Raw genomic sequence first — 21260 nt, forward strand, 5'->3', positions numbered from 1 at the left:
CTCCTCCTTTCTCAACAATCACGTCGCTAAGGCAAAGCCTGCCTCAACAAACACGGTTTTTGCCGTGTCACTTTGTAAAAATGCGGCAAAGGATGCAACATCTTCATCGTCACTTAATACCGCCATAGGGTAAATGGCTGGACTGTACCAACTGCCATCTGCCACTGCCACAATCTCCACGCTACTGCCTACGCAATCCGTGGCGTACACCATGGCGCAATCCACCATGGTGTACGCCACTTGGGTCAACACTTCACGGACGTTGGAACCGTAGCTCACCTTACCGTCCGCTTCCAAATCAGCCAAGGAAACGCCCAAACTGTCCAGCACTTCTGTGGCATAGGCACCAGCTGGCACATCACTGTTTCCAATGGCAAGGAGGGTAAAATCGCCACGTATCAAGTCCTCAAAACTGGTGACACCACTTCCATTTTCCGGCACCACTAACACCAATTGATTTTCTAGCAGTGCCATGGCCTCCATACCTTCTACCTGTGTCCAAGATGCGGAGAAAAACACGTCACAACTGGCACCTTCGTCTATTTGACGGCGCAATGTGCCCGACGAATCGTAGGTTGCCACCACATCCACCTCTGGGTGCTCAGTTTCATACATTGCAATCAAAGCATCCATGGTTTCTGTCAAAGATGCGGCCGCAAAAACCTCTACTGTAGCACTCTGTGAAGTACAACCACTTAACAGCAATGCCGCTAGTAAACCTGCAAAAATCCGTCTCACAACGTTGCCTTTCCGAAGGGGCAGATGGGGTAATGGCACACATCACACCCCAAACACAGCCCACCTTCACCCAAACCTGTCACGTCTTCTCTGGCAATCTTCACATCTGCCGCAATCTTGGGTAACACCAAGTCAAAAATGGTAGCACCAGCATACATGACACAACCGGGGAGCCCCATAACAGGCGTGTTATCGGCAAAATAGCCCAAGCAGAACATGGCGCCGGGGAGAACGGGTGCCCCATAGGTCACCACCTTGGCACCGCTTTTGGTGATGCCACCGGGGGTGTTGTCGTCTGGGTCCACGCTCATACCCCCAGTGCAAATAATCATGTCTGCACCAGTTTCACGCATTTGGGCAATGCAATCTGCTACATTGTCCACCCCGTCACCACTATAACAATGCGCGATGACTGCAATGCCATAGGCTTGTAGTTTTTTCACCACCACAGGGGTGAAGGTGTCTTGAATGCGACCACTTTTCACCTCGCCACCAGTGGTGACAATGGCGGCAGTTTTTCGCACAAAGGGACATAGTTTTAGTAATGGCGCTGTCCCAACCATGGCTTCCGCCTCTGCCAAAGCCGTTTCTTCAATCACCAGGGGGATAATCCGCGTGCCAGCCAGTTTGTCGCCTTGTTTCACAGCGGTGTTGCCGTGTCGGGTGGCTATCATTAGCTGTTCTTGGTTGTTGACGGCACGTAATCGTGCTGAATCCACCAAAAACAGACCATCACACGCTGCTCGCAGTTCAATCTTCCCCTCTTTCACGTCACTCCAGAGGAAGTTTTCCTCGCCACATAAGGTGGCCAGTCGGACAGCGGCATCATTTTCATGAAGCATCCCTTCCCTCTGTTCCCATACGTATAATTGCTCTTTCCCCATGGACAGCAGGATGGGAATGTCCTCTTCACGGACAACGTGCCCCTTACGGAACCGTGCATCTTTATACTCGCCAACGATGATTTGGGTCATGTCATGGCAGAGCACGTGCCCCACCGCATCTACGGTTTTGATATAGTTCATACGTTGCCCTCCAATACAGTGATTTCATCTTCAACACGGACAACGCCTTCTCTCACCACAATGACGAAGATGCCTTCACGGGGCATGACGCAGTCCCCCACCGCCTTACGAATGGCACAATCATTATGACACTCTTTACCGATTTGAGTCACCTCTACCACGGTCTCTCCAATGGCAAGACGGGTACCAATGGGTAAGGTTTTCAAGCTGATACCCACGGTGTTGATGTTTTCCGCAAAGACACCAGCATGTAAGGGGATGGCTGTCACTTGACGCATCACGTCTATGCTTTCTTCTGCCAACATGGAGATTTGACGGTGCCAATCCCCAGCGTGGGCATCCCCTACAATGCCGTGTTTTACACGCAAGGTGATTTCCTTTACAGGGGTCTTCAACTCCCCTTTTTTCTCACTGATATTTACCGATACAACCTTAGCCATGATGTCCTCCTATCTGTTTCCCTTCGGGACGGGTGACCACAAGTCGTCCCTACAATTTTCATTGTTCCTTGCGGTAATCGCCGCTTTTACCGCCCGTCTTTTCCACCAGTTCCACTGCAGTAATTCGCATATCTTTTTGCACCGCCTTGCACATATCGTAAATGGTCAAAGCCGCCACAGTGACAGCGGTGAGGGCTTCCATTTCCACCCCAGTTTCTCCTGTACAACGAACGGTAGCTTGGATGCACACCGCTGCTTCTTCTAATGTGAATTCCAAATCCACCCCAGTGATGGCAATGGGGTGGCACATGGGGATGAGGCTAGCCGTCTGCTTGGCCGCCATAATCCCAGCTACTTGAGCCACCGACAACACATCCCCTTTTTTCATGCCACCTTGGGCGATAAGCACCACCGTTTGGGGCGCCATTTCCACCCGACCACGGGCAACAGCGGTACGAATGGTCTTGGCCTTTTCTGACACATCCACCATTTTCCCTCTGCCTTGTTCATTAATATGGGTCAACTCCATCCCTTTATCCTCCGATTCGGTGCATCCGCCGTGGCGTATCACTGCCCCTTTGGGTCAGGTGATGGCTGGCAGGTTTTTGTAAAATACCTTGGGTAATGGCTTGCTGTAACGCAAAACCATGTAAATCAGTCAAATCTAGTTCCTCTTTGGCGTGTAGGCATCCTTTTAAATATCCATCAGCGGTGATGCGAATGCGGTTGCACGCATGACAGAACGTGTGGCTCAGTGGCGCAATCAGCCCCACAGCTCCAACGGCATCGGGCAGTCGGAACCGCCGCGCCACCCCTTGGGGGCTGCCTTCCACCAACTGAGGACAGCACGCTAAGACAGCATCCCCACTTAAAAAACAACCCTTGTCCCAATTGGCGCAAGCACCCATGGGCATCAATTCAATGAACCGCACCGCCCATGGGTGGTATCGGGTCAAGTCCACAAAATCCAAGATTTCATCGTCATTGATGCCCCCCATCAACACCACATCTAGCTTCACGTTGCCAAAGACACGCTCGGCTTCTAAAATCCCAGCCCACACACGGTGGAAGTCCCCACCGCCCGTCAGCTGTGCAAACCGTTCTGGGCGCAAACTATCAATGCTGATGTTGACACGAGACACCCCAGCTTGGCGCAATGGCTCTGCCAACTCCGACAAATAATGACCGTTAGTTGTTAAGCATAATTCCTTTACACCATTGATTTCAGCAATGGTGCTACAAACATCCAATATATCATCACGTATGAGAGGCTCTCCCCCTGTGATGCGGATTTTTTCCACCCCACAGTCAACTGCCGCTTGCGCCAATTCTTCCAATCGCTCTACACTAGGCCTAGGACTGTTGGCACACGGGGCGCCTGCAGGCATACAGTAGCCACAACGATAATTGCACTGCTCTGTCACCGACAATCGCAAATAGCCAATCTGCCGTCCTTGTCCGTCCTGCATCCCTTCACCCCTTCCGTGATACTCACTTGAGATTAACGCTTTTAGTATAACAAATAAGGGGGGAAAAGTCAAGGATTCCCAGCATATTGCCCTACTTATATTGACGCAATGGGAAAATAGTAGTATGATAAATACAAATTATTGGAGGTGATGCCATGGCTTTGTCCCAACAGCTGTCCATTCAAAAAGGCATCACCGCCGTCATCGGCAGTGGTGGCAAAACCACCTTGCTCCGCGTGCTAGGGCAAGAGCTATCACAACACAATCGGGTGCTCCTGTGCACCACTACCAAGTTTCTCCCCTTCCAAAACACACCCCAGCTTCACACGCTCACCGATGAGGGTTCTTTATTTTGGGCTGGCACTCCTGTCCCAGACACCCCAAAATACACCACTCCACCATGGGATTTTAAGACACTGCTCCACTATTTTGACTATATTTTGGTGGAGGCCGACGGCTCCGCTGGGCTTCCCTTTAAGGCACACCTCTCCCACGAGCCTGCCATCCCACCCCAAGCCAATCAAACCCTCTGCATTGTGGGCTTAACTGGCTTTGGTCTGCCCATTTCTCAAGTTGTCCACCGCAAAGAGCGATTTTGCCAACTATGTGGTGTTGCAGACTCTGAATTGGTATCCCCACAGCTGGTAGCAAAGGCCTTACAAGGTGAAAACCTTTACACAAAAGTCATTGCCAACCAAGCCGACACCCCCCATTTACAAGCCTTGGGGCAACAATTATCTTCCCTGTTACCCTGCCAAACCCATATTTTATCTCTAAAGGAGGTTCTCCTATGATGGTTCTCATCCGTGGCGCTGGCGACTTGGCCTCTGGCATTGCCTTGCGCCTGTGGCAATGCGGTTTTCAAGTGGTAATGACCGATTTGCCTCACCCCACCGCCATTCGCCGCACCGTTGCTTTTTCCGAAGCCCTACTGCTAGGGGAAGTCACCGTCGAAACCGTGACCGCCCAAAAAGCAGAGTCCGCCACCCACGCCAAAGCTTTATTATCTGCTGGTATTTTGCCCGTTCTCGCTGACCCAGAGACCACTTGCCGTAAAGCATTGACACCATCTGTGGTTGTGGATGCCATTTTGGCAAAGAAAAATCTCGGCACCACCACCCAAGATGCCCCTGTGGTCATCGGAGTCGGCCCTGGATTTACTGCTGGCGTGGATTGCCACGCTGTGGTTGAATCTATGCGCGGTCACACCTTAGGTCGCGTCTATTACCGCGGCTCCGCCTTACCCAACACAGGGATACCGGGGCTGATTGGTGGCTTTTCTGGGGAGCGTGTGCTCCGTGCGCCAGCAGACGGTGTATTCACCCCCATCTGCGCTATTGGCGACACCGTAACAGAAGGTGACGTGATGGCAACTGTGGACGGTGTGCCCATGTATGCCACCTTAACAGGCACCCTCCGTGGGATTTTGCCGTCGGGTACCACAGTACACAAGGGGCTAAAATCTGGTGACATTGACCCCCGTTGCGAACCCTTTCACTGCCACACCGTCTCCGACAAAGCCTTATCCATTGCAGGCGGTGTGTTAGAGGCTATTTTAGTCCTGACCAAGCCTACTTAATCCCCCATTCTACTACGAAAGATGTCGCATATGCGTATTTTGAAACTGCAAGAAGACGAAAAGACCGTACACTCTGTACCATTGGGAAAGAAAAGTTATTTTGCAAAACGTTAAGCGCCGCCGATGCCATGCTATACGCAGGCCTTTGTGGCGATTTGCGCGGGTGGAAATTATCGCCGTAGATGTGGAGAATAAGTCGGTATCCATCGATGTGGTTTGCACCAAGCAAAACCATCAGAGCGAAGACCGCCCCGTCATCGTGGCAAGCTTTGTCCAGTCCATGGACGGAACCTACGCATAAACGAAACCAATACCCACCATAGGACACAGGCTGTATTCGCCCTGTGTCCTATGGTCTTTTTATCGTATAGGCACATTTTCTCCTTCTGCCGCATAGACTGGATTGGCAATTTCAAATTGATAAAAGGAGTTGATTGTTTGTACCCATACAATGAAAACAACAAAACCGAACAATCCTTAAAGTCTGTGCTAGAGCAAACCCTTGGCACTCCCTCTGGCGATGTTCATTGTGACCCTGATGTGCCCATGACCATCCATTCGCCAACACCTTGCATAGAGTGTCCGCCATCTTGCGACGATTGTGGTAGTGGTGACTGTGGTAACGACAACTGTGGTTGTATCCTAGAAAAGCCAGCTTGTTGTGTGTACATCAAAGGCGACAAAGGCGATACGGGCGAACGTGGCAAACGTGGTAAGCAAGGCGAAAAGGGCGAAACTGGCGCACAAGGCATCCAAGGTCTCACTGGGCAACAAGGTGTCCAAGGCTTAACAGGCGCCACTGGCCCTCAAGGCCCTGCTGGTGAAAAAGGTGACACTGGCGCACAAGGTGCCAAAGGTGACCAAGGTTTACAAGGGGTCAAAGGTGATACGGGTGATAAAGGCGATACAGGCGCACAAGGCATCCAAGGTCTCACTGGGCAACAAGGTGTCCAAGGCTTAACAGGTGCCACTGGCCCTCAAGGCCCTGCTGGTGAAAAAGGTGACACTGGCGCACAAGGTGCCAAAGGTGACCAAGGTTTACAAGGGGTCAAAGGTGATACGGGTGATAAAGGCGATACAGGCGCACAAGGCATCCAAGGTCTCACTGGGCAACAAGGTGTCCAAGGCTTAACAGGTGCCACTGGCCCTCAAGGCCCTGCTGGTGAAAAAGGTGACACTGGCGCACAAGGCGCCAAAGGTGACAAGGGTGACCAAGGCGCACAAGGCGCCAAAGGTGACAAGGGTGACCAAGGCGCGCAAGGCATACAAGGTGTGCAAGGTGCCAAGGGCGACACGGGTGCCACAGGGGCAACTGGAGCGCAAGGATTCACTGGTGCCACTGGACCCCAAGGGGTGCAAGGCCCGAAGGGTGACGCTGGATGCTGTTGCTGTACCCCTGGTCCCACGGGCGCCCAAGGCCCCGCTGGGGCGCAAGGTGCCGATGGTGGCATCGGCCCTCAAGGCCCATCTGGGGCTAGCATTTGCCCTTGCGAGGTCACCTTCGGGAAGACCATTTCCTTTTTGCTAGAAAACAGTTTCCCTTTCTCCGCCACAGTAGATGCCCCCTACGACTTGGGTCTGACCAGCACAGAAGAAGTACCTGCCACCCTCTATAATACGTGGTCAGTTTTGTTCAACGAGAATACTTTGGTGCCACTTTGTAAATTAGACGCCTTAATCCTCACATTTACAACAGAGCAGGAGCGCGATACCTTTGTCAGTTTACTGACGGTGATTTTAAACCAAACTTTAAGCTGTTGTCATGAATGTGGTACCTGTGATGTATGCCCTGAGGTGCTAGCTGTGGATCAATATAGTAGCATTGTTGACCCATCTGTCACTTGTAATTATGAGTATTATTTGCAAGGAGATTGCCAATGCAACGCAGGAGCATGCGACACAGTGGCCATACCCATTGACTTGTGTGGCTTTGCCAATTCCACAGGACAAAAAATGCGCGGTATTTTGGAGCGTCAACGTGATGATGGCAACGGTCTGACTTTGGTGGGTGGTCTGCGAGAAGCCCTCCTCCCCACTGCCCCAGTGAAAACCATCGAATCCACAGGGCTCTCTAGCGCTCTGCTATCTTATGAAGATGGTGGTGCATTTGTAGCCGCCTTGGTGTGTTTAGAGCGGGTGGTTGCCGTCCAAACCACGCCACTTGGTGATTGAGTGCAACAAAGGAACGCAGGCAGCCCACCCTGCCTGCGTTCCAATATTTGGATTTTATAAAAAAATTATATTTTTTTCGTAAAAAATACTTGCAATTCACTGAAGGCTATGGTATTATGAACAAGCTGATTTCAGCAAAGAAAATATTCGGGTGTGGCGAAGCTTGGTATCGCGCTTGACTGGGGGTCAAGAGGCCGCAGGTTCAAATCCTGTCACTCGAACCAAAATAAGTTCTAGTTTTTAACCAATTTAGTTAGAAACTAGAACTTTTTTGTTATATTTGTGTGGTCGTAAATTTGACGATGTTGAATTTGTATTGAACGGGGTGTTTTCTTTGGAAAACACCCCGTTCTTTTTTATCGTTTTTCGCAACTTTTTAAGAAGATTGCGATTTAGACGCTAACAATTTGCAATTTCTACAGATTGCACAAACTTAGTATGCTACTCATGGCTCTGATCCGCTTCTTATTGTTATTAACTTACGCATTCATATGTTCAATCACAGAAGCAATACTATCAAACTGTTCATCACTTAACCGTTCTAATTGTTCAATCATGGTGGCCATTCTAGCGGAATTTAATTTGCCGTAATCAAAAAAATCCTTTGGCGCAATTTCTAAGAACTCGCACATATAAAAGAAATTAAGCATTGTTGGGAAATTATTACCAGACTCAATGCTATGAATAAAGCTGTGCCCTTGCCCCAACGACAAACTCATGTCACGGGCAGATACGTTCTTTTGTTGTCGCAAATGGACCAATCTGTTTGAAAAATCTTCAATATAAATATTATCATCCATATCAATTCGCCTCCTATCTATATTATTTTATAATATAGATAGGAGTATTTTATCCTATACATTCAGATAAAATATTGACTTTATCTTAAACTATCGGATATAATAGATACTATATCTTAATTATCCAGATATGAACAACATCGAAAAATGTGATATCGGGTATTCTTTTGCACTCAAAATTTCAAAAAGGTCACTCAAAACAAAACAATTCTTTTATATTATCCCTAGAATTTTTCCTTCTAATCTGCTAAAAATAGAGACACCCATAGAAGGAGGAAATTTCCATGACAACAATTTTCAACCTTGAATCGCTGACCCAATACGAGGCTTATCTTCATGAGGAAGAGCGGAGCCCAAACACCATCCAGAAATATTGCCACGACATCAGTGTGTTCCTTGTATTTTCAAACACACAGGAACTATCCAAACTGCTGGTATTGTCCTTTAAGGAGCATCTGCTATCTCGCTACGCCCCCGCCAGCGTCAATTCCATGCTGGCGGCTGTCAATGGATTTTTGACATGGCTGGGGTTCCCCCAGTATAAAGTGAAGCCACTGAAAATTCAGAGGGACATCTTCTCCAAGCCAGAAAAAGAGCTGACCCAGCGAGAATATCAGCGGCTTATCGCCACCGCTGAACAACGGCAAAACCGCAAGTTATCCCTTGTCATTCAGACCATCTGCTCCACGGGGATTCGTGTGTCAGAGCTACAACACATCACTGTTTCTACCACCCATACAGGGCGCACCAGTGTGACGTGCAAGGGTAAAATCCGCACCATTTTCTTGCCCAAAGAGCTGTGCCGTAATCTAAAGCACTTCTGCAAAGCGCAGGGCATACACACTGGCTCCATCTTCCTTTCCAAGTCGGGCAAGCCACTGGATCGCTCCAATATCTGGCGCATGATGAAATCCCTTTGTAAAGATGCCAATGTGGAGCCTAGCAAAGTGTTCCCCCACAATCTCCGCCACCTGTTCGCCCGAACTTATTACAAAATAGAAAAAGACATCAGCCGTCTGGCTGACATCTTAGGTCACAGCAGTATCAATACCACTCGCATTTATACGATTGAAACGGGGCGAAAGCACGCACGACAGATGGATAAAATGAATCTCGCCTACTGGATGCCATAACATCACATAACTTTTATTATGTGACAAAAACATAGTTTTTGCGTAACAATTCCCATCATTTTATCTCTTAAAAGCGCAATACAAGTAGACCGATTAAAAGAAGGGTTTAATCGGTCTACTTGTATTGGGATTGGAAAAATTTTCTTTATTTTATTCGTGATAACCCTTGAATTTTTCAATCTATCGTGATAGAATATGTCCTAAGTATTGGAATTTATTGCATCACTATGTCACATAATAAAAGTTATGTATCAAATCGGAGGGGAAATTTTATGGAGCAGAAAGAAGAAATTTTAGACTACTTGGGTCGGGAACTGGGCTGTAGCATATTATCAAATTTACATGCACCTAGATATCATTTAAAGGAAAAAAAGTACTTCGAATGGGCTTCAATGCAAAAATATTCCTTGGAAGAGTGGCAGTATGCGTATCAATACATCGTGGGAATGGATAGCACCGCTACAACCCTCCAAGAACTGCGTGCTGAATTTTTAAACCATCTTTAAAAGATTGGGGTAATGACCATGGGATATGAAATTGTCAAGCTAGAAGACGTATGCACCATAGGAAAAGTCAGCGATGGGGATGCAAGTCGTATTTTTGATTCAACGATAGGGCGACAGGAGATGCTGTCGTGCTTTTACTATAATTGCGAATGTATACTTGTGTCGGATGGTCGAGGAATACCGTTTGTGTCCTATGTGAACGGCGAATTTCGAGCCACATCCGATACATATATAATTACTTGTGACGACGCTAGGGTACATATAAAGTACCTGTATTATTCGATGGGTAGCACTATAAAGTCATTTTTAAGCAATAAGCGCCGTCCGAAGTCACCCGCGTATTCAGCACAGCTGTTTTTACAAAATTATAGATGTATGTTGCCACCTATAGAAGCACAATTGGCGTTGATTGATGTGATGGAACATCATGACAATCCGATGCTTTGTCTGTCTTATTAGGCATCTGAAGGAGTGATTGCTCTTGACCTTAAAAGAATATTGTTCCCAACAGCAATCCACCAAACTTTTGGACGAATGGTCTGAGAAAAATGGCGACTTGACCCCTGCTATGGTGCTGACCAATAGCCTTGCGGTTGTTCACTGGCAATGCAATTGTTGTGGGCATACATGGCGAGACACCGTAAAAAACCGTATCGCTGGTACAGGCTGTGAGGCTTGTAAACCGCCCACAAAATCAACCCCACGGCATCAGTGCCGTCCAAGGGCAGATTTGGCAGGACGGCAATTTGGGCGGTTAACGGTAGTAGCGTGGCAGGGCATCGATAAAGAATCCATTTGGCTGTGCCGATGCGACTGTGGCAAGGTGGTTGTGGCCACGCAGTCCAGTCTGACAACTGGCAAAACCACCAGCTGTGGCTGTTTTCGAGAGGAAGTCCGCAAGGAGAATTTTAAGAACAACATCCACTTTGTAGACGGCACTTGCATCGAAAAAATCGCCGCCAAAACTACAGCTAAAAACAATACCTCTGGCTTCCGTGGCGTGAACCAGCGCGCCAATGGCACTTATCGTGTCAGCATCACATTTAAAAGAAAACGCTATGCGCTGGGCACATATAAAACCAAAGAAGAAGCCATCCAAGCCAGACTAGCAGGCGAAGTGATGGTGGATGAATTTGTTGCTACATTTCGAGAAAAACAAGCACAGGGAATGTGACATAGATTGAAAAACAAAATTTTTAGGAGGAACATGAAAATGAAGAAACGATTACTTGCAACACTTTTGACCTTGTGTATGGTCATAGGGTTGCTCCCAACGGTGGCTTTTGCGGAGGGTGTACCAGATGTACCAACGGAAGCTGTGGCTTCTGGCTATTGTGGCGATACAGAAGTGAATGGCGGAGAAGATGTCATTTGGTATTTGATTCCAAATGAAGAGGCTGATTCCTATATGATTGATGGGGATGTTCAGACAACATATAAGCTAGTCATCACAGGCACGGGTGTTATAGCGGATGGCTCGTACGATAAGTCGGAGATTCCGTGGGCTATAGCAACAGATGAAGATGGTAACACCTACAATGTTTATAATGTAGAGATTCAAGAGGGTGTGACCTATATTGGTTATTATTCATTTTGTGTACACAGCAATATCGGCACTGTCTCTTTGCCTTCTACCTTAGCATCCATGGATGGCGAGGCGTTTTTCGGTGCACGGGTTGGCGCATTTGAAATGGACGCACCATCCGACTATTACAAAGTGGTGGATGGTGTGTTGTTTTCTGCTGATGGCAGAGAATTGGTTCATTACAACAATGATACCGAGGGGCTAAACCCTGACCGTCGCACAGAATATGCGATTCCTGAGGGGGTAGAAGTGATTGGCTCTTATGCGTTTCAGTATTGTAACTATTTTGAATCCCTCACGTTCCCATCCACTCTTTTGGAAATAGGTACGGGAGCATTTAGAGGTATTGATATAACAGACGGCATATATATTGACAGCGACACTTTGACGACCATAGGCTGGCAAGCTTTTTACAATAACTGGACAGCTGACTACATATACCAAGTCTCAGGCAACCTGTATCTTGACGCTCCAAACCTTGAATCTGTATCATACACCGCCTTCTATAATTGGTTCGAGGATGAGGATGAAACATATGAGGTGTATCTAAATATTCCTACTATTACCGCTATGGGTACGTATTTCCACTTTGATAGAGTTACTATTGGTCCTGATGTTACAACGATTGAGTCACAGGCGCTTCGATATGTCTTCTCTTCTTCAAACAACATCAGTGCCGACGGGATTGTCGACTTGAGAAATGCAGGGGATATCACTATAGAAGGCACAACCTATGCTGTAGGAGGTTCTTACGGCACTATTATTTTCCTTCTTAAAGATGATGTAACCTTTGATATCGAAGACTGGATTAGTAATGATTACCAACGCGTCCACCACGTATATGTAAGCGGCTCCGCTAACGTAACTCGGAATTCGTATAGTATCATTTTTGATACCAACGGCGGCACATACGATATTGATGATACCGTGAATACCGAAAGCTTTATCGAACTCGAACGAGAGGGTTACGTCTTTGACGGTTGGTATACGGAAGCTACTTTTGAAAATAAAGCGACAGGTACTCCTGCTAGGGACAACACCTACTACGCAAAGTGGACTGGCGAGATTACCTTTGATGCCAATACAGGCGATGGCACAATGTCTGACCAAGAAAATGTTGTAATGGGTGTAGCATCCACCATCACCGCCCATAACAACACCTTCACCAAAACTGGCTATACCTTCGCTGGCTGGAACACCGCCGTCGATGGCACTGGTACGGCTTATGCTGACGAAGCATCCATCACCCCCACCGAGAGCATGACCCTCTACGCCCAGTGGACAGCCAACAGCTATACCATCGCATTTGATGCAAATGGTGGTACTGGCGACACCACCGGCGTCAATGCAACCTATGACATATCTGACAATCTGACCACAAACGGCTTCACGCTGGTTGGCAACAACTTCATCGGCTGGGCTACAGCCTCTGATGGCGAAGTTGCCTATGCTGATGGACAACCCGTTAAGAATCTGACCGATACTAAAGAGGGCTCCGTTACTCTCTACGCCGTTTGGTCTATCAAAGACGTTTTGACCCCTACCGTAGAGGTGCAATCTGTTACTTATACAGGAGCGGAACAATCTTATGAAATAGATGGATTTGATGTTTCCTATCTGCAAGATGCTGTTGATGTTACCCCTATTGCTGTGGGCTCTTATGATGTGGTTTTGTCTGCAGGTGAAACTGCGGATAATGCAGCGTATTATGCATTTTTTGAAGATGTATTGGTGATTACATCTGCCGACCAAAGTGCCATCACCTTCACCAACGGGAACAGCGTGGATGTTGACGACACCTTGACCCTTGCTGTCGAGGGCGGTTCTGGCACTGGCGCAGTGACTTACGCCGTTGAAGGTGCAGCCGCAACCCTCGCCGATGGCGTTTTAACTGGCGTTTCCGCTGGCATGGTTACTGTCACCGCCACTAAGGCTGCTGACAGCAATTACAACGATGCCACTGCAACCATGACCGTGTTTGTCGTGGCAAGTGATGCAGCTCCCACCGTGGATGAAACTGACGCTACCATCGATGGCGAACCCGCTACCCTTGTGGCAATGGATAGCGTCACCGAGGGTGAAGAATCCTCTTTGACGGATGAACTTCCCACAGGCTACACCGCTGGAGACACCTTCCATATCTATGCTCTGGTCGATGACGTTGTGGTTGATAATGCTACCTTCGATAGCTCCGTCACCATTACCGTCAGCTACGACGTGGAAAGCGGAAAAACCTATCAAGTTCTCCACTTGAATGGTAGCAATGTGGAAACCCTCTCCGCCACTGCTGATGTGACCAATCAAACCCTATCCTTCTCCGTCAGCGATTTGAGCGCATTCATGGTGGTTTCTAAGACAAGTACCAGTAGTAGTTCTTCTGGCACATCCTACTACAGCTCCACAGTGGCGTCCACAGAAAACGGCGACGTATCTATTAGTGCCACCAGATCTAAGCTCAATGCAACTGTGACCATCACCACCACCCCAGACGATGGTTATGAAGTGGGCGATGTGAGCGTTACCTATTCTTCTAGCAAGGAAGTTACCGTTACCGATAACGGTGATGGCACCTACTCTTACAGCCAACCTGGTGCCAGCGTGACCGTCACCGTGACCTTTGTGTCCGAAGATGGCGATGTGGATGTTGACGATGACGACAGCTTCTTCATCGACGTGGACGAGGATGTCTATTACTACGATGCCGTGGTGTGGGCGGTTGAAAACGGTATCACCTCTGGCACCACCGATACCACTTTCAGCCCAAATAACACCTGTACCCGTGCCCAAGCTGTCACCTTCCTGTGGCGTGCCGCTGGCGAACCAGAAGCCACCATGGACAATCCTTTCTCCGATTTGGACGCAACTGCTTATTACTACGACGCAGTCCTCTGGGCTGTTGAAAACGGCATCACCACTGGCTATAGCGACGGCACCTTCCGTCCTGACACCACTTGCAACCGTGGCGCCATCGTCACCTTCTTGTATCGTCTGGCAGGCGAACCAGTCGTGACTGGCGAAACCCTGTCCGATGTGGCAGAAGGCGCATATTACTACGACGCAGTGCTGTGGGCTGTTGAAAACGGCATCACCACTGGTTATAGTGACGGCACCTTCCAACCCGCCACCACCTGCAACCGTGGCGCAATTGTAACCTTCTTGTATCGGTATTTGGGCTAATCGATACTCGCTTCATTACACCCTATAAATAGACAGCAACACCTTCGAAACTACCGTTTCGAGGGTGTTGCTGTCTATAGAAAATCAAAATCAGTGTGCAAGCCCATAGTAGTCGGCTTCCAATTCGGCATACGTTTCTTTGCTTTCCATACGGTCGCCAACACCGTACATCTCGATATACTGTCAACAACGCACAAAATTGGTCTTGCTCAGTCAGACTGGTTATTTCGGTGATACCAAAATCAATAATGCTAGAATTTGCGATTGAAAACAAATCCACGGATGCTGTTGCGGGTTGAAAAACGATACTCTCAGATATTAATTGCATCTCATTGACAATGGTATCAGGGCTTTGCACATCGATGCCAGTATTTGAGACAACCACATCAGGAATCACTGTTTCCTCTGCGATATCCTCTTCAACGACTACCGCTTCGGCAGATTCACTGTCGTAAATCGCAAGAGGTTCTGTTATATTGGATGGTGCGGATTCTGATGTGATGTTTACGCCCAACAAATTGATGCCAAGAGATGGCAGCGAGCCCAAGAAAATAGATACGGTGCATAAAAGCAACCATTTACACCGTTCTGGGTATTTTTGTGCAACTTTATTCCAGAAAAATATACCTATAAACCCAAATATTACGGTACATATCGCAGCAATCGTTGCCACAGTATATCCAAATGAAACACCTCGTATTTTCGATACAAGCAACGTTCCTATAGCAATAACACAGGCTACAACAAGCTGAATTATGCTGAAATTTATCAATCGAACAGAGAAAAACATTCTTTTTCCAGTCGTTTTCCGTCACCATCACACGGTCTAAATTGCGGAAGCTAGTGTGAGGAACGGGTGGATTTTGGTTGACGGATTTTTGCAAAACACGGTTTAATTTCAGAACAGATAAATTGCTGGCCTTATTATAGGGCGAGAGGATTTGCACGTTTTCCTCTGCCTTGTAGCGAATGGTTCCTGCCCTGCACATGGCAGTTTTGGCATCTGCCTCACCCATGGGATATAGTACAAAGCCAGAGCCCACAGACAGCAGCTGGTTGTGATCCCCATCTAATGTTACCCCCAAAGCACTATGTACCGTGTGGGTTTTCAGCCCTGTTTGCGTGGTGATATTGTGTGCGGCTTTGCCCGTGGGCGCGCAGAGTACAACGGCTAGGGTGCCAGAAAAATCATCAGGGATATACCCCAACATGGTTTTGGTGATTTGATTGTCGTCAGTGCCACCCCAAAACAGCTTCATATACAGCTTGCTCCATGGTTTTGCATGGGTAATCAAATCATCATAGATGTTGGTGGCATACACCATCGCCGCCAACAAGGCGAAGATGGTGGCTTTTAGTTCGCTGATTTCACTCCTATTGCAGTAACCGCAGGGTGTTTTTATGGTACTCTAGCACCCCTTCTTCCTGCATATAGCTCATTTCACGAGACAGGGCACTCCGCTCTACACCCAGATAATCTGCCAGTTCTTGGCGGTTAAATGGCAGCAAAACGCTCCGTTTCCGTGCACCGATGCTCTCTAAATACATCAGCAGTTTGTCACGGATTTTCTTCTGGGTTAGGATGTGGATTTTTCGCACTTGAAACACATTGGCCATGGCTATATGACGCAGTAAATTCACCGTGACTCGTGAGGCATAGGGGCCGCCGATGGAGGTGTCGTTTAGCAAGTTGGACAGCTTTACATATAATAAGGTGCTATCTTTGATGGCTTGGGTTTGGACAGGGATTTCTTGCTCTGGCACGCAGGCATAGGCACCACCAATCAGCTGACCCACCCCAAATTCACAAATCCGATGTTCCCCACCGTTGCTATTGAGGAGCAAGGCGTGCAAGCTGCCGTCTAGCACAATCATGCCGTATTCCACCTGCTCTTGATTGCGGTAAAGCACCTGCCCTTTTTCCGCTGTCACCACAAAGGCTTCCAAGCATCGAAGCACATGGGTAAAGCCCTCTCCTGTGATGCCGTGGAAAAGGGGCATGGTTGCCAGAATGGGAAAATATTGTTCCATAACGTCTCCTTCGTTGCAATTGCAACCGACTTTAAGATTTGATCTATGCTATGATAGTCTAAAAGTAAGTTTAGACTAACCATTTTATTGTTAGTCTACCATAACCTAGGAGATTATGCAAGTATGTACCAATATTTTGGACTCGATTTAGGCACCAGCACCGTCAAAGGTGCACTTTTAGATGAGCAAGGCACCCTTATGTGGTCGCAGACCAAGCCCCACCATGGTGCCGTGGTGGCTACGGCATTGGAACTGCTGACCACCATAGCCACCACCCATCCTGACGCCAAAGTGATGTTCACTGGCTTTGGTGCCAAGGCCTTTTCCACCGAAGATTTTTATGTGGGGGAATTGCCCGCCATTTGCCAAGGGGTGAACACCCTCTTCCCCACCGCCAAGTCTGCCATTGACATGGGCGGACAGCGGAGCCGCTATGTGACAGGGTTAGATGGCAATTTGGAATTTGCCACCAACGCCCAATGTGCAGGTGGCACTGGGTCGTTTTTCGAGGATCAAATGTCTCGACTAGGCTTAAACATGGAGGACTATTCCACCTTGGTCTCCCAAGCCACCTCTGTGCCACGGCTGTCTGGGCGATGCTCTGTCTTTGCCAAAACCGACTTGATTCACCGCCAACAAGAAGGGGTGTCCACCCCTGATATTTTGCTAGGACTATGCTATGCCACGGTGCGGAATTTCAAGGCCACCGTGGTGGGACGCTTGCCTGTCGCAACCCCCATGGCACTGTGTGGCGGTGTGGCAGAAAACACTGGCGTGGTCACGGCATTACAGGACATTTTCAACTTAGAAGATGCCCAATTGCTCATCTCCCCCCACAGCACCCTGGTGCAAGCTATAGGGGCAGCGCAGTTGGGGCAGGGCATCGCCATTGCCACGGCCATGGAGCTACTCCAAGCCCATGAGCGCCAAGTTGTGGCCTATCCTACCCTCTCTCCCCTGCCACAAGTCACCGCCCCAGAGATGGCACCTTGCGTGACCTTGACTGCCAAAACCCCTTGCACCTTGGGTATTGACATCGGCTCCACCAGCACCAATTTGGTGCTCATCAATGCCGATGGAGGGCTGGTGGAACGGCTCTATCTCCGCACCAGTGGTGATCCACAATCCGTGGTGCGTCAAGGGTTACAAACCCTACAGCAAATCCATGGTGACCGCATATCCATCTCCGCTGTTGGGGTCACAGGCTCTGGTCGCCATTTGATTGGCAAGCTGGTGGATGCTGATGCCATCCACGATGAAATCACTGCCCAAGCCACCGCTGCCTTGCGTCTAAATCCCCAAGCCGACACGGTGTTTGAAATCGGTGGACAAGACTCCAAATACATCCAATTGCAACAAGGCAACGTGGTGAATTTTAAAATGAACAAAATCTGTGCCGCTGGCACTGGCTCGTTTTTAGAGGAACAAGCCCAGCGTTTGGGCGTAGCCGTCACCGACTACGGTGACTTAGCCCTCACAGGGGAGGCTCCTGTGGATTTGGGCGACCGCTGTAGCGTGTTCATCGAAGAAAACCTATCTGTTGCCGCCACCAAAGGGGCAACCTTGCCCAATCTGCTCTCTGGTCTGGCTCACTGCATCATCCAAAACTACTTGGTGAAAGTGGTGGGGCAAGGCGCTGTGGGTGACCACATTGTGCTACAAGGTGGGGTGTGCTACAACGCCGCTGTGGTGTCGGCCTTCCAAGCCGTCTATGGCGATCGCCTCACCGTATCCCCCCATTTTGCCGTCAGCGGTGCCTATGGGGTGGCGCTGTTGGCGCAACAAGAACAGCGTGGCGCATCCACCTTCCGTGGCTTTGATTTGCAAGGAGAACCTACTGTTCAAACCCACGCACCACAGCAAGCCATTGCCAAAAATATCGCCCTGTATCAAAAGGGAAAAACCCTGCTGTTGGGTGATTACACCCGTGAGATGACCTCTGGTAAGCCTGTCATAGGGGTGCCATACGTGCTGGTGATTCACAAATTCTTCCCCATGATTCGCAATTTCTTTGAAGCACTGGGCTATCAAGTGCTCCTGTCCCCAGACACCAACGAAGAAATCGTCGCCCTGTCTCAACAGCACGCCAAAGCCGAAACCTGTTACCCTGTGAAGCTGATTTATGGGCACATGGTCTGGCTGGCACAGCAAAACGTGGACTACATTTTCATGCCCAGCATCCACACCATGAAGCACGAAACCTCCAAGGTGTACCACAATTATGGGTGTGTGTATATGCAAAGTGCGCCACGGTTCATCTTTGAAGGCTGTGGCTTAGACAAGCAAGGTATCAAACTATTAAACCCTTCATTCTCCCTTGATTTTGGGCAAGAAGCCATGGCAAAGGCTATGGTGGGGGTGGGTGTGTCCTTGGGCAAACCCAAACCCGTCTGCGCCGCCGCACTGATGCAAGGTGCCATGGCGGTGCGCAAATACACCAAGCAAGTGGAGCAGTTGGGGCAACAGGTGCTAGACACCATCGCCCCAGAGGACAAGGTGCTGGTGCTGGTGACCCGTACCTACGGCATCGAGGACCCTGTGCTCAACTTGGGCTTGCCAGAACAACTCCTGAGCCGTGGCTACAAGGTGCTGACCACCTCCCACCTGCCGGGGCACAGCATTGAACTGACTGCCGAATACGAAAATCTCTATTGGCCTTTTGGGCAGCACGTTGTCTCCACCGCCAAGTTAATTGCCGCCCATCCCAATTTGTACGCCGTGTACCTGACCACCCATGGGTGTGCTCCAGACACCATGATTGCGCCCCTGTTCCGCAAGGAAATGGGGGACAAACCCTACTTGGAAATCGAAGTGGACGAGCACGATTCCACCGTGGGTGTCATCACCCGAGTGGAAGCGTTCTTGCACAGTCTCTCCAATCGTAGCGCCACCAAGGTGGAAAAAAGTGACGTGTATTTCTCCAATCTGGCGGTGCAAACACCCCCATTGGCAAAGGCTATTCCAGAGGGAAATCCCGTCTATCTCCCCCATCTCTACCCATACAGCACACTTCTATCCAAAACCTTTGGTTGGCAGGAGCTTTCTCCCACAAATCCAGACAGCTTGCACTGTGGCAAGGGAAAAACCTTTACAAAGGAATACCTATCTTTTGCCTCTATGTTGGGCGATGCTCTCGCATTAGAAGAAACTTTGACCGCACCTGCCACCTTGATACTGCCCCAAACAGAAGGCAGTGAAGCCGATGGGTTGTACCCCCGTGTGATTGCGGATTTCTTAGCACCCAACAGCCCTGTCACCATTGTGCCCAAAACCTTGGAAACCTTGCCTGTCACCTGTAAACAGTTTGAGAATTTCTACTTGGCGATTTTGGCAGGGGACGTGGTGCGGTGTGCCCCAAGAGAACAGCAAGCGGAGCTAATCGCCCAGTTCACCGCCCAACCGTTGACACTGGCCGCCATTTTGACCGTGGCGAAGCAACTGCCACCACGGCAAACGCCTGCCATTTTGGTGGTGGGGGAACCTGCCATAGTGTACAGCGAATTCCTCACTGGTGGGGTGTTAAATCAGCTCCAAACCATGTCTTATGGGGAGTATCTCTGGTTCCTGTGGCAACGGCGATTGGATGAAAAAGTTGTAGCCCCCATCACCCATCAGCTGTTGCAAGTCCACCAAGCCTTGGGCACCAACAGCCCCATCAGCCCAGAGCCTATGGCACTGGAGCAGACGGCAAAGTCAGTCCTTGGCACCTACGCAGGTGGCAACGGTGGCTATCGGTACGCAAAAGCCTTCCACACCACCGCCCGTGCCATTGTGGATGCGGCATCCCTCTACGAAAACACCCAAACCGTGCTGAGCTTGCAAGAAAAAGATCGCCCCATCCCTCAACTTTACCTAGGCTTTGAAGGCACCGACACCACCCTCAATCAAGAAAAACTCCAAGCCTTCATCCATTATTTGCCCAAGGAGGATGCCTATGAAACTACCTAAAAGTGAAGTGATGTCACTGGCTGACAACATCACCATCCGCCCCCATCAAATTGTCAGCAAAAAACTGGCACACCAAGACGACGTACACGTCAGCCTCTTTTCCTTCGATGGTGCAGAAAGCGTCAGCGAACAGGCCAACAGCGAAGATATTTTCATCTTCGTGCTAGAAGGCACTGTGGCGGTGGAAACACCTGCCCACTACCAAGCCACGTCAGGGCAAGTCCTTGCCATTCCCCGAGGCACCTTGCACCGTGTTCATTCTGTGACCCCAAGTAAAATTTTTCAATACAGTACAAACAAAGGAGAACCCCCCATGGAACAATTCATCAAAAAGGTAAACCAACGAGAAATCTTAGACCTAGCCGCCGCTCTTGACTACGAAGAAGGTGGCATTTCCAGTCTGGCCATGGTGCAACGCAACAGCCTGACCATCACCTTGATGGCCTTTGACGCAGGCGAACGCATCGCAAGCCACAGCTCCAATGGCGACGCTTTGGTGCAGGTGTTGGAAGGCACCGCCGCCATCGACATTGACGGCACCCCCTACACCATCCCTGCTGGCAAAAGCATCATCATGCCTGCTGGCACTCCCCACGCTGTGGCCGCCGCCCATGGACAATTCAAAATGATGCTCACCGTGGTAAAACCCCAATAATC

General features: G+C 49.3%; 19 protein-coding genes and 1 tRNA gene. 11 read left to right on the forward strand and 9 right to left on the reverse strand.

Going from position 1 to position 21260, the window contains the following annotated elements; translation table 11 throughout:
- Positions 1–18: 18 nt before the first annotated feature.
- Genes modA through moaA form a run of 5 tightly spaced genes read right to left on the reverse strand, consistent with a single transcriptional unit; the run spans position 19 to position 3672 of the window.
- Positions 19–738: a molybdate ABC transporter substrate-binding protein gene (gene modA / locus RFF05_RS02655; protein ID WP_409968887.1), complete on the reverse strand. Its 720-nt coding sequence runs from the start codon at positions 736–738 to the stop codon at positions 19–21.
- Complete coding sequence (locus RFF05_RS02660) at positions 735–1763, reverse strand: molybdopterin-binding protein (RefSeq protein WP_409968888.1); 1029 nt, start codon at positions 1761–1763, stop codon at positions 735–737. Before RFF05_RS02660 ends, modA begins: the two co-directional genes overlap by 4 nt.
- A complete protein-coding gene (locus RFF05_RS02665) occupies positions 1760–2203 on the reverse strand; it encodes an MOSC domain-containing protein (RefSeq protein WP_409968889.1) in 444 nt (147 codons plus the stop codon). Before RFF05_RS02665 ends, RFF05_RS02660 begins: the two co-directional genes overlap by 4 nt.
- Positions 2204–2261: 58 nt before the next feature.
- Complete coding sequence (gene moaC / locus RFF05_RS02670; RefSeq protein ID WP_409968890.1) at positions 2262–2732, reverse strand: cyclic pyranopterin monophosphate synthase MoaC; 471 nt, start codon at positions 2730–2732, stop codon at positions 2262–2264.
- A gap of 4 nt (positions 2733–2736) precedes the next feature.
- Positions 2737–3672, reverse strand: coding sequence for a GTP 3',8-cyclase MoaA (moaA, locus tag RFF05_RS02675; protein WP_409968891.1), 936 nt, complete (start codon positions 3670–3672; stop codon positions 2737–2739).
- A 155-nt stretch (positions 3673–3827) separates the two neighbouring features.
- Between moaA and yqeC the strand changes: the two genes are divergently transcribed.
- The 5 genes from yqeC (at position 3828) to RFF05_RS02700 (ending at position 7647) form a co-directional block, all read left to right on the forward strand.
- Positions 3828–4466, forward strand: coding sequence for a selenium cofactor biosynthesis protein YqeC (gene yqeC, locus RFF05_RS02680; protein ID WP_409968892.1), 639 nt, complete (start codon positions 3828–3830; stop codon positions 4464–4466).
- Positions 4463–5251, forward strand: coding sequence for a selenium-dependent molybdenum cofactor biosynthesis protein YqeB (gene yqeB / locus RFF05_RS02685; RefSeq protein WP_409968893.1), 789 nt, complete (start codon positions 4463–4465; stop codon positions 5249–5251). The genes yqeC and yqeB overlap by 4 nt, the downstream gene beginning before the upstream one ends.
- Before the next feature lie 163 nt (positions 5252–5414).
- Positions 5415–5552 (forward strand): hypothetical protein, encoded by a 138-nt coding sequence (locus tag RFF05_RS02690; protein ID WP_409968894.1) that lies wholly within the window; start codon positions 5415–5417, stop codon positions 5550–5552.
- A 137-nt stretch (positions 5553–5689) separates the two neighbouring features.
- Positions 5690–7423, forward strand: coding sequence for a hypothetical protein (locus tag RFF05_RS02695; protein WP_409968895.1), 1734 nt, complete (start codon positions 5690–5692; stop codon positions 7421–7423).
- A 147-nt stretch (positions 7424–7570) separates the two neighbouring features.
- Positions 7571–7647 (forward strand) — tRNA-Pro (locus RFF05_RS02700).
- A 255-nt stretch (positions 7648–7902) separates the two neighbouring features.
- On the opposite strand, the gene RFF05_RS02705 is transcribed toward RFF05_RS02700, so the two are convergent.
- The gene (locus RFF05_RS02705; protein WP_409968896.1) at positions 7903–8223 is read right to left on the reverse strand and encodes a helix-turn-helix domain-containing protein; all 321 of its coding nucleotides are present in this window, start codon (positions 8221–8223) and stop codon (positions 7903–7905) included.
- 284 nt (positions 8224–8507) lie between these two features.
- Between RFF05_RS02705 and RFF05_RS02710 the strand changes: the two genes are divergently transcribed.
- The 4 genes from RFF05_RS02710 to RFF05_RS02725 all read left to right on the forward strand — a co-directional run bounded on the left by RFF05_RS02710 (position 8508) and on the right by RFF05_RS02725 (position 14624).
- Positions 8508–9356 carry a tyrosine-type recombinase/integrase gene (locus RFF05_RS02710; protein WP_409968897.1) on the forward strand — a complete coding sequence of 283 codons (849 nt, stop codon included), beginning with the start codon at positions 8508–8510 and terminating at the stop codon, positions 9354–9356.
- 272 nt (positions 9357–9628) lie between these two features.
- Entirely contained in the window at positions 9629–9862 is a 234-nt protein-coding gene (locus RFF05_RS02715) for a hypothetical protein (RefSeq protein ID WP_409968898.1), read from the forward strand.
- Positions 9863–10343: 481 nt separating this feature from the next.
- On the forward strand, positions 10344–11036 hold the full coding sequence (locus RFF05_RS02720) for a zinc-ribbon domain-containing protein (protein WP_409968899.1): 693 nt from the start codon (positions 10344–10346) through the stop codon (positions 11034–11036).
- Positions 11037–11075: 39 nt separating this feature from the next.
- Positions 11076–14624 (forward strand): S-layer homology domain-containing protein, encoded by a 3549-nt coding sequence (locus tag RFF05_RS02725; protein WP_409968900.1) that lies wholly within the window; start codon positions 11076–11078, stop codon positions 14622–14624.
- A 22-nt stretch (positions 14625–14646) separates the two neighbouring features.
- On the opposite strand, the gene RFF05_RS02730 is transcribed toward RFF05_RS02725, so the two are convergent.
- The 3 genes from RFF05_RS02730 to RFF05_RS02740 are packed head-to-tail and all read right to left on the reverse strand — an operon-like array spanning position 14647 to position 16655.
- On the reverse strand, positions 14647–15297 hold the full coding sequence (locus RFF05_RS02730) for a hypothetical protein (protein WP_409968901.1): 651 nt from the start codon (positions 15295–15297) through the stop codon (positions 14647–14649).
- The gene (locus RFF05_RS02735; RefSeq protein WP_409968902.1) at positions 15233–15961 is read right to left on the reverse strand and encodes a hypothetical protein; all 729 of its coding nucleotides are present in this window, start codon (positions 15959–15961) and stop codon (positions 15233–15235) included. The genes RFF05_RS02730 and RFF05_RS02735 overlap by 65 nt, the downstream gene beginning before the upstream one ends.
- Before the next feature lie 37 nt (positions 15962–15998).
- Complete coding sequence (locus RFF05_RS02740; protein ID WP_409968903.1) at positions 15999–16655, reverse strand: Crp/Fnr family transcriptional regulator; 657 nt, start codon at positions 16653–16655, stop codon at positions 15999–16001.
- A gap of 123 nt (positions 16656–16778) precedes the next feature.
- Here RFF05_RS02740 and RFF05_RS02745 point away from each other — a divergent pair, with 123 nt between their 5' ends.
- On the forward strand, positions 16779–20603 hold the full coding sequence (locus RFF05_RS02745; RefSeq protein ID WP_409968904.1) for an acyl-CoA dehydratase activase: 3825 nt from the start codon (positions 16779–16781) through the stop codon (positions 20601–20603).
- On the forward strand, positions 20590–21258 hold the full coding sequence (locus RFF05_RS02750; RefSeq protein WP_409968905.1) for a cupin domain-containing protein: 669 nt from the start codon (positions 20590–20592) through the stop codon (positions 21256–21258). The genes RFF05_RS02745 and RFF05_RS02750 overlap by 14 nt, the downstream gene beginning before the upstream one ends.
- The last annotated feature ends 2 nt before the right edge of the window (positions 21259–21260 follow it).

Source organism: Bengtsoniella intestinalis, from assembly GCF_039719005.1.
GTDB lineage: Bacteria > Bacillota > Clostridia > Oscillospirales > Oscillospiraceae > Oscillibacter > Oscillibacter intestinalis.

What these genes read in the sequence shown, in the direction of transcription:
- RFF05_RS02660 (WP_409968888.1), bottom strand. Translation starts at nt 1,763, where the DNA reads ATGAACTATATCAAAACCGTAGATGCGGTGGGGCACGTGCTCTGCCAT.
- RFF05_RS02665 (WP_409968889.1), bottom strand. Translation starts at nt 2,203, where the DNA reads ATGGCTAAGGTTGTATCGGTAAATATCAGTGAGAAAAAAGGGGAGTTG.
- moaC (WP_409968890.1), bottom strand. Translation starts at nt 2,732, where the DNA reads ATGGAGTTGACCCATATTAATGAACAAGGCAGAGGGAAAATGGTGGAT.
- moaA (WP_409968891.1), bottom strand. Translation starts at nt 3,672, where the DNA reads ATGCAGGACGGACAAGGACGGCAGATTGGCTATTTGCGATTGTCGGTG.
- yqeC (WP_409968892.1), top strand. Translation starts at nt 3,828, where the DNA reads ATGGCTTTGTCCCAACAGCTGTCCATTCAAAAAGGCATCACCGCCGTC.
- yqeB (WP_409968893.1), top strand. Translation starts at nt 4,463, where the DNA reads ATGATGGTTCTCATCCGTGGCGCTGGCGACTTGGCCTCTGGCATTGCC.
- RFF05_RS02705 (WP_409968896.1), bottom strand. Translation starts at nt 8,223, where the DNA reads ATGGATGATAATATTTATATTGAAGATTTTTCAAACAGATTGGTCCAT.
- RFF05_RS02710 (WP_409968897.1), top strand. Translation starts at nt 8,508, where the DNA reads ATGACAACAATTTTCAACCTTGAATCGCTGACCCAATACGAGGCTTAT.
- RFF05_RS02715 (WP_409968898.1), top strand. Translation starts at nt 9,629, where the DNA reads ATGGAGCAGAAAGAAGAAATTTTAGACTACTTGGGTCGGGAACTGGGC.
- RFF05_RS02725 (WP_409968900.1), top strand. Translation starts at nt 11,076, where the DNA reads ATGAAGAAACGATTACTTGCAACACTTTTGACCTTGTGTATGGTCATA.
- RFF05_RS02740 (WP_409968903.1), bottom strand. Translation starts at nt 16,655, where the DNA reads ATGGAACAATATTTTCCCATTCTGGCAACCATGCCCCTTTTCCACGGC.
- RFF05_RS02745 (WP_409968904.1), top strand. Translation starts at nt 16,779, where the DNA reads ATGTACCAATATTTTGGACTCGATTTAGGCACCAGCACCGTCAAAGGT.
- RFF05_RS02750 (WP_409968905.1), top strand. Translation starts at nt 20,590, where the DNA reads ATGAAACTACCTAAAAGTGAAGTGATGTCACTGGCTGACAACATCACC.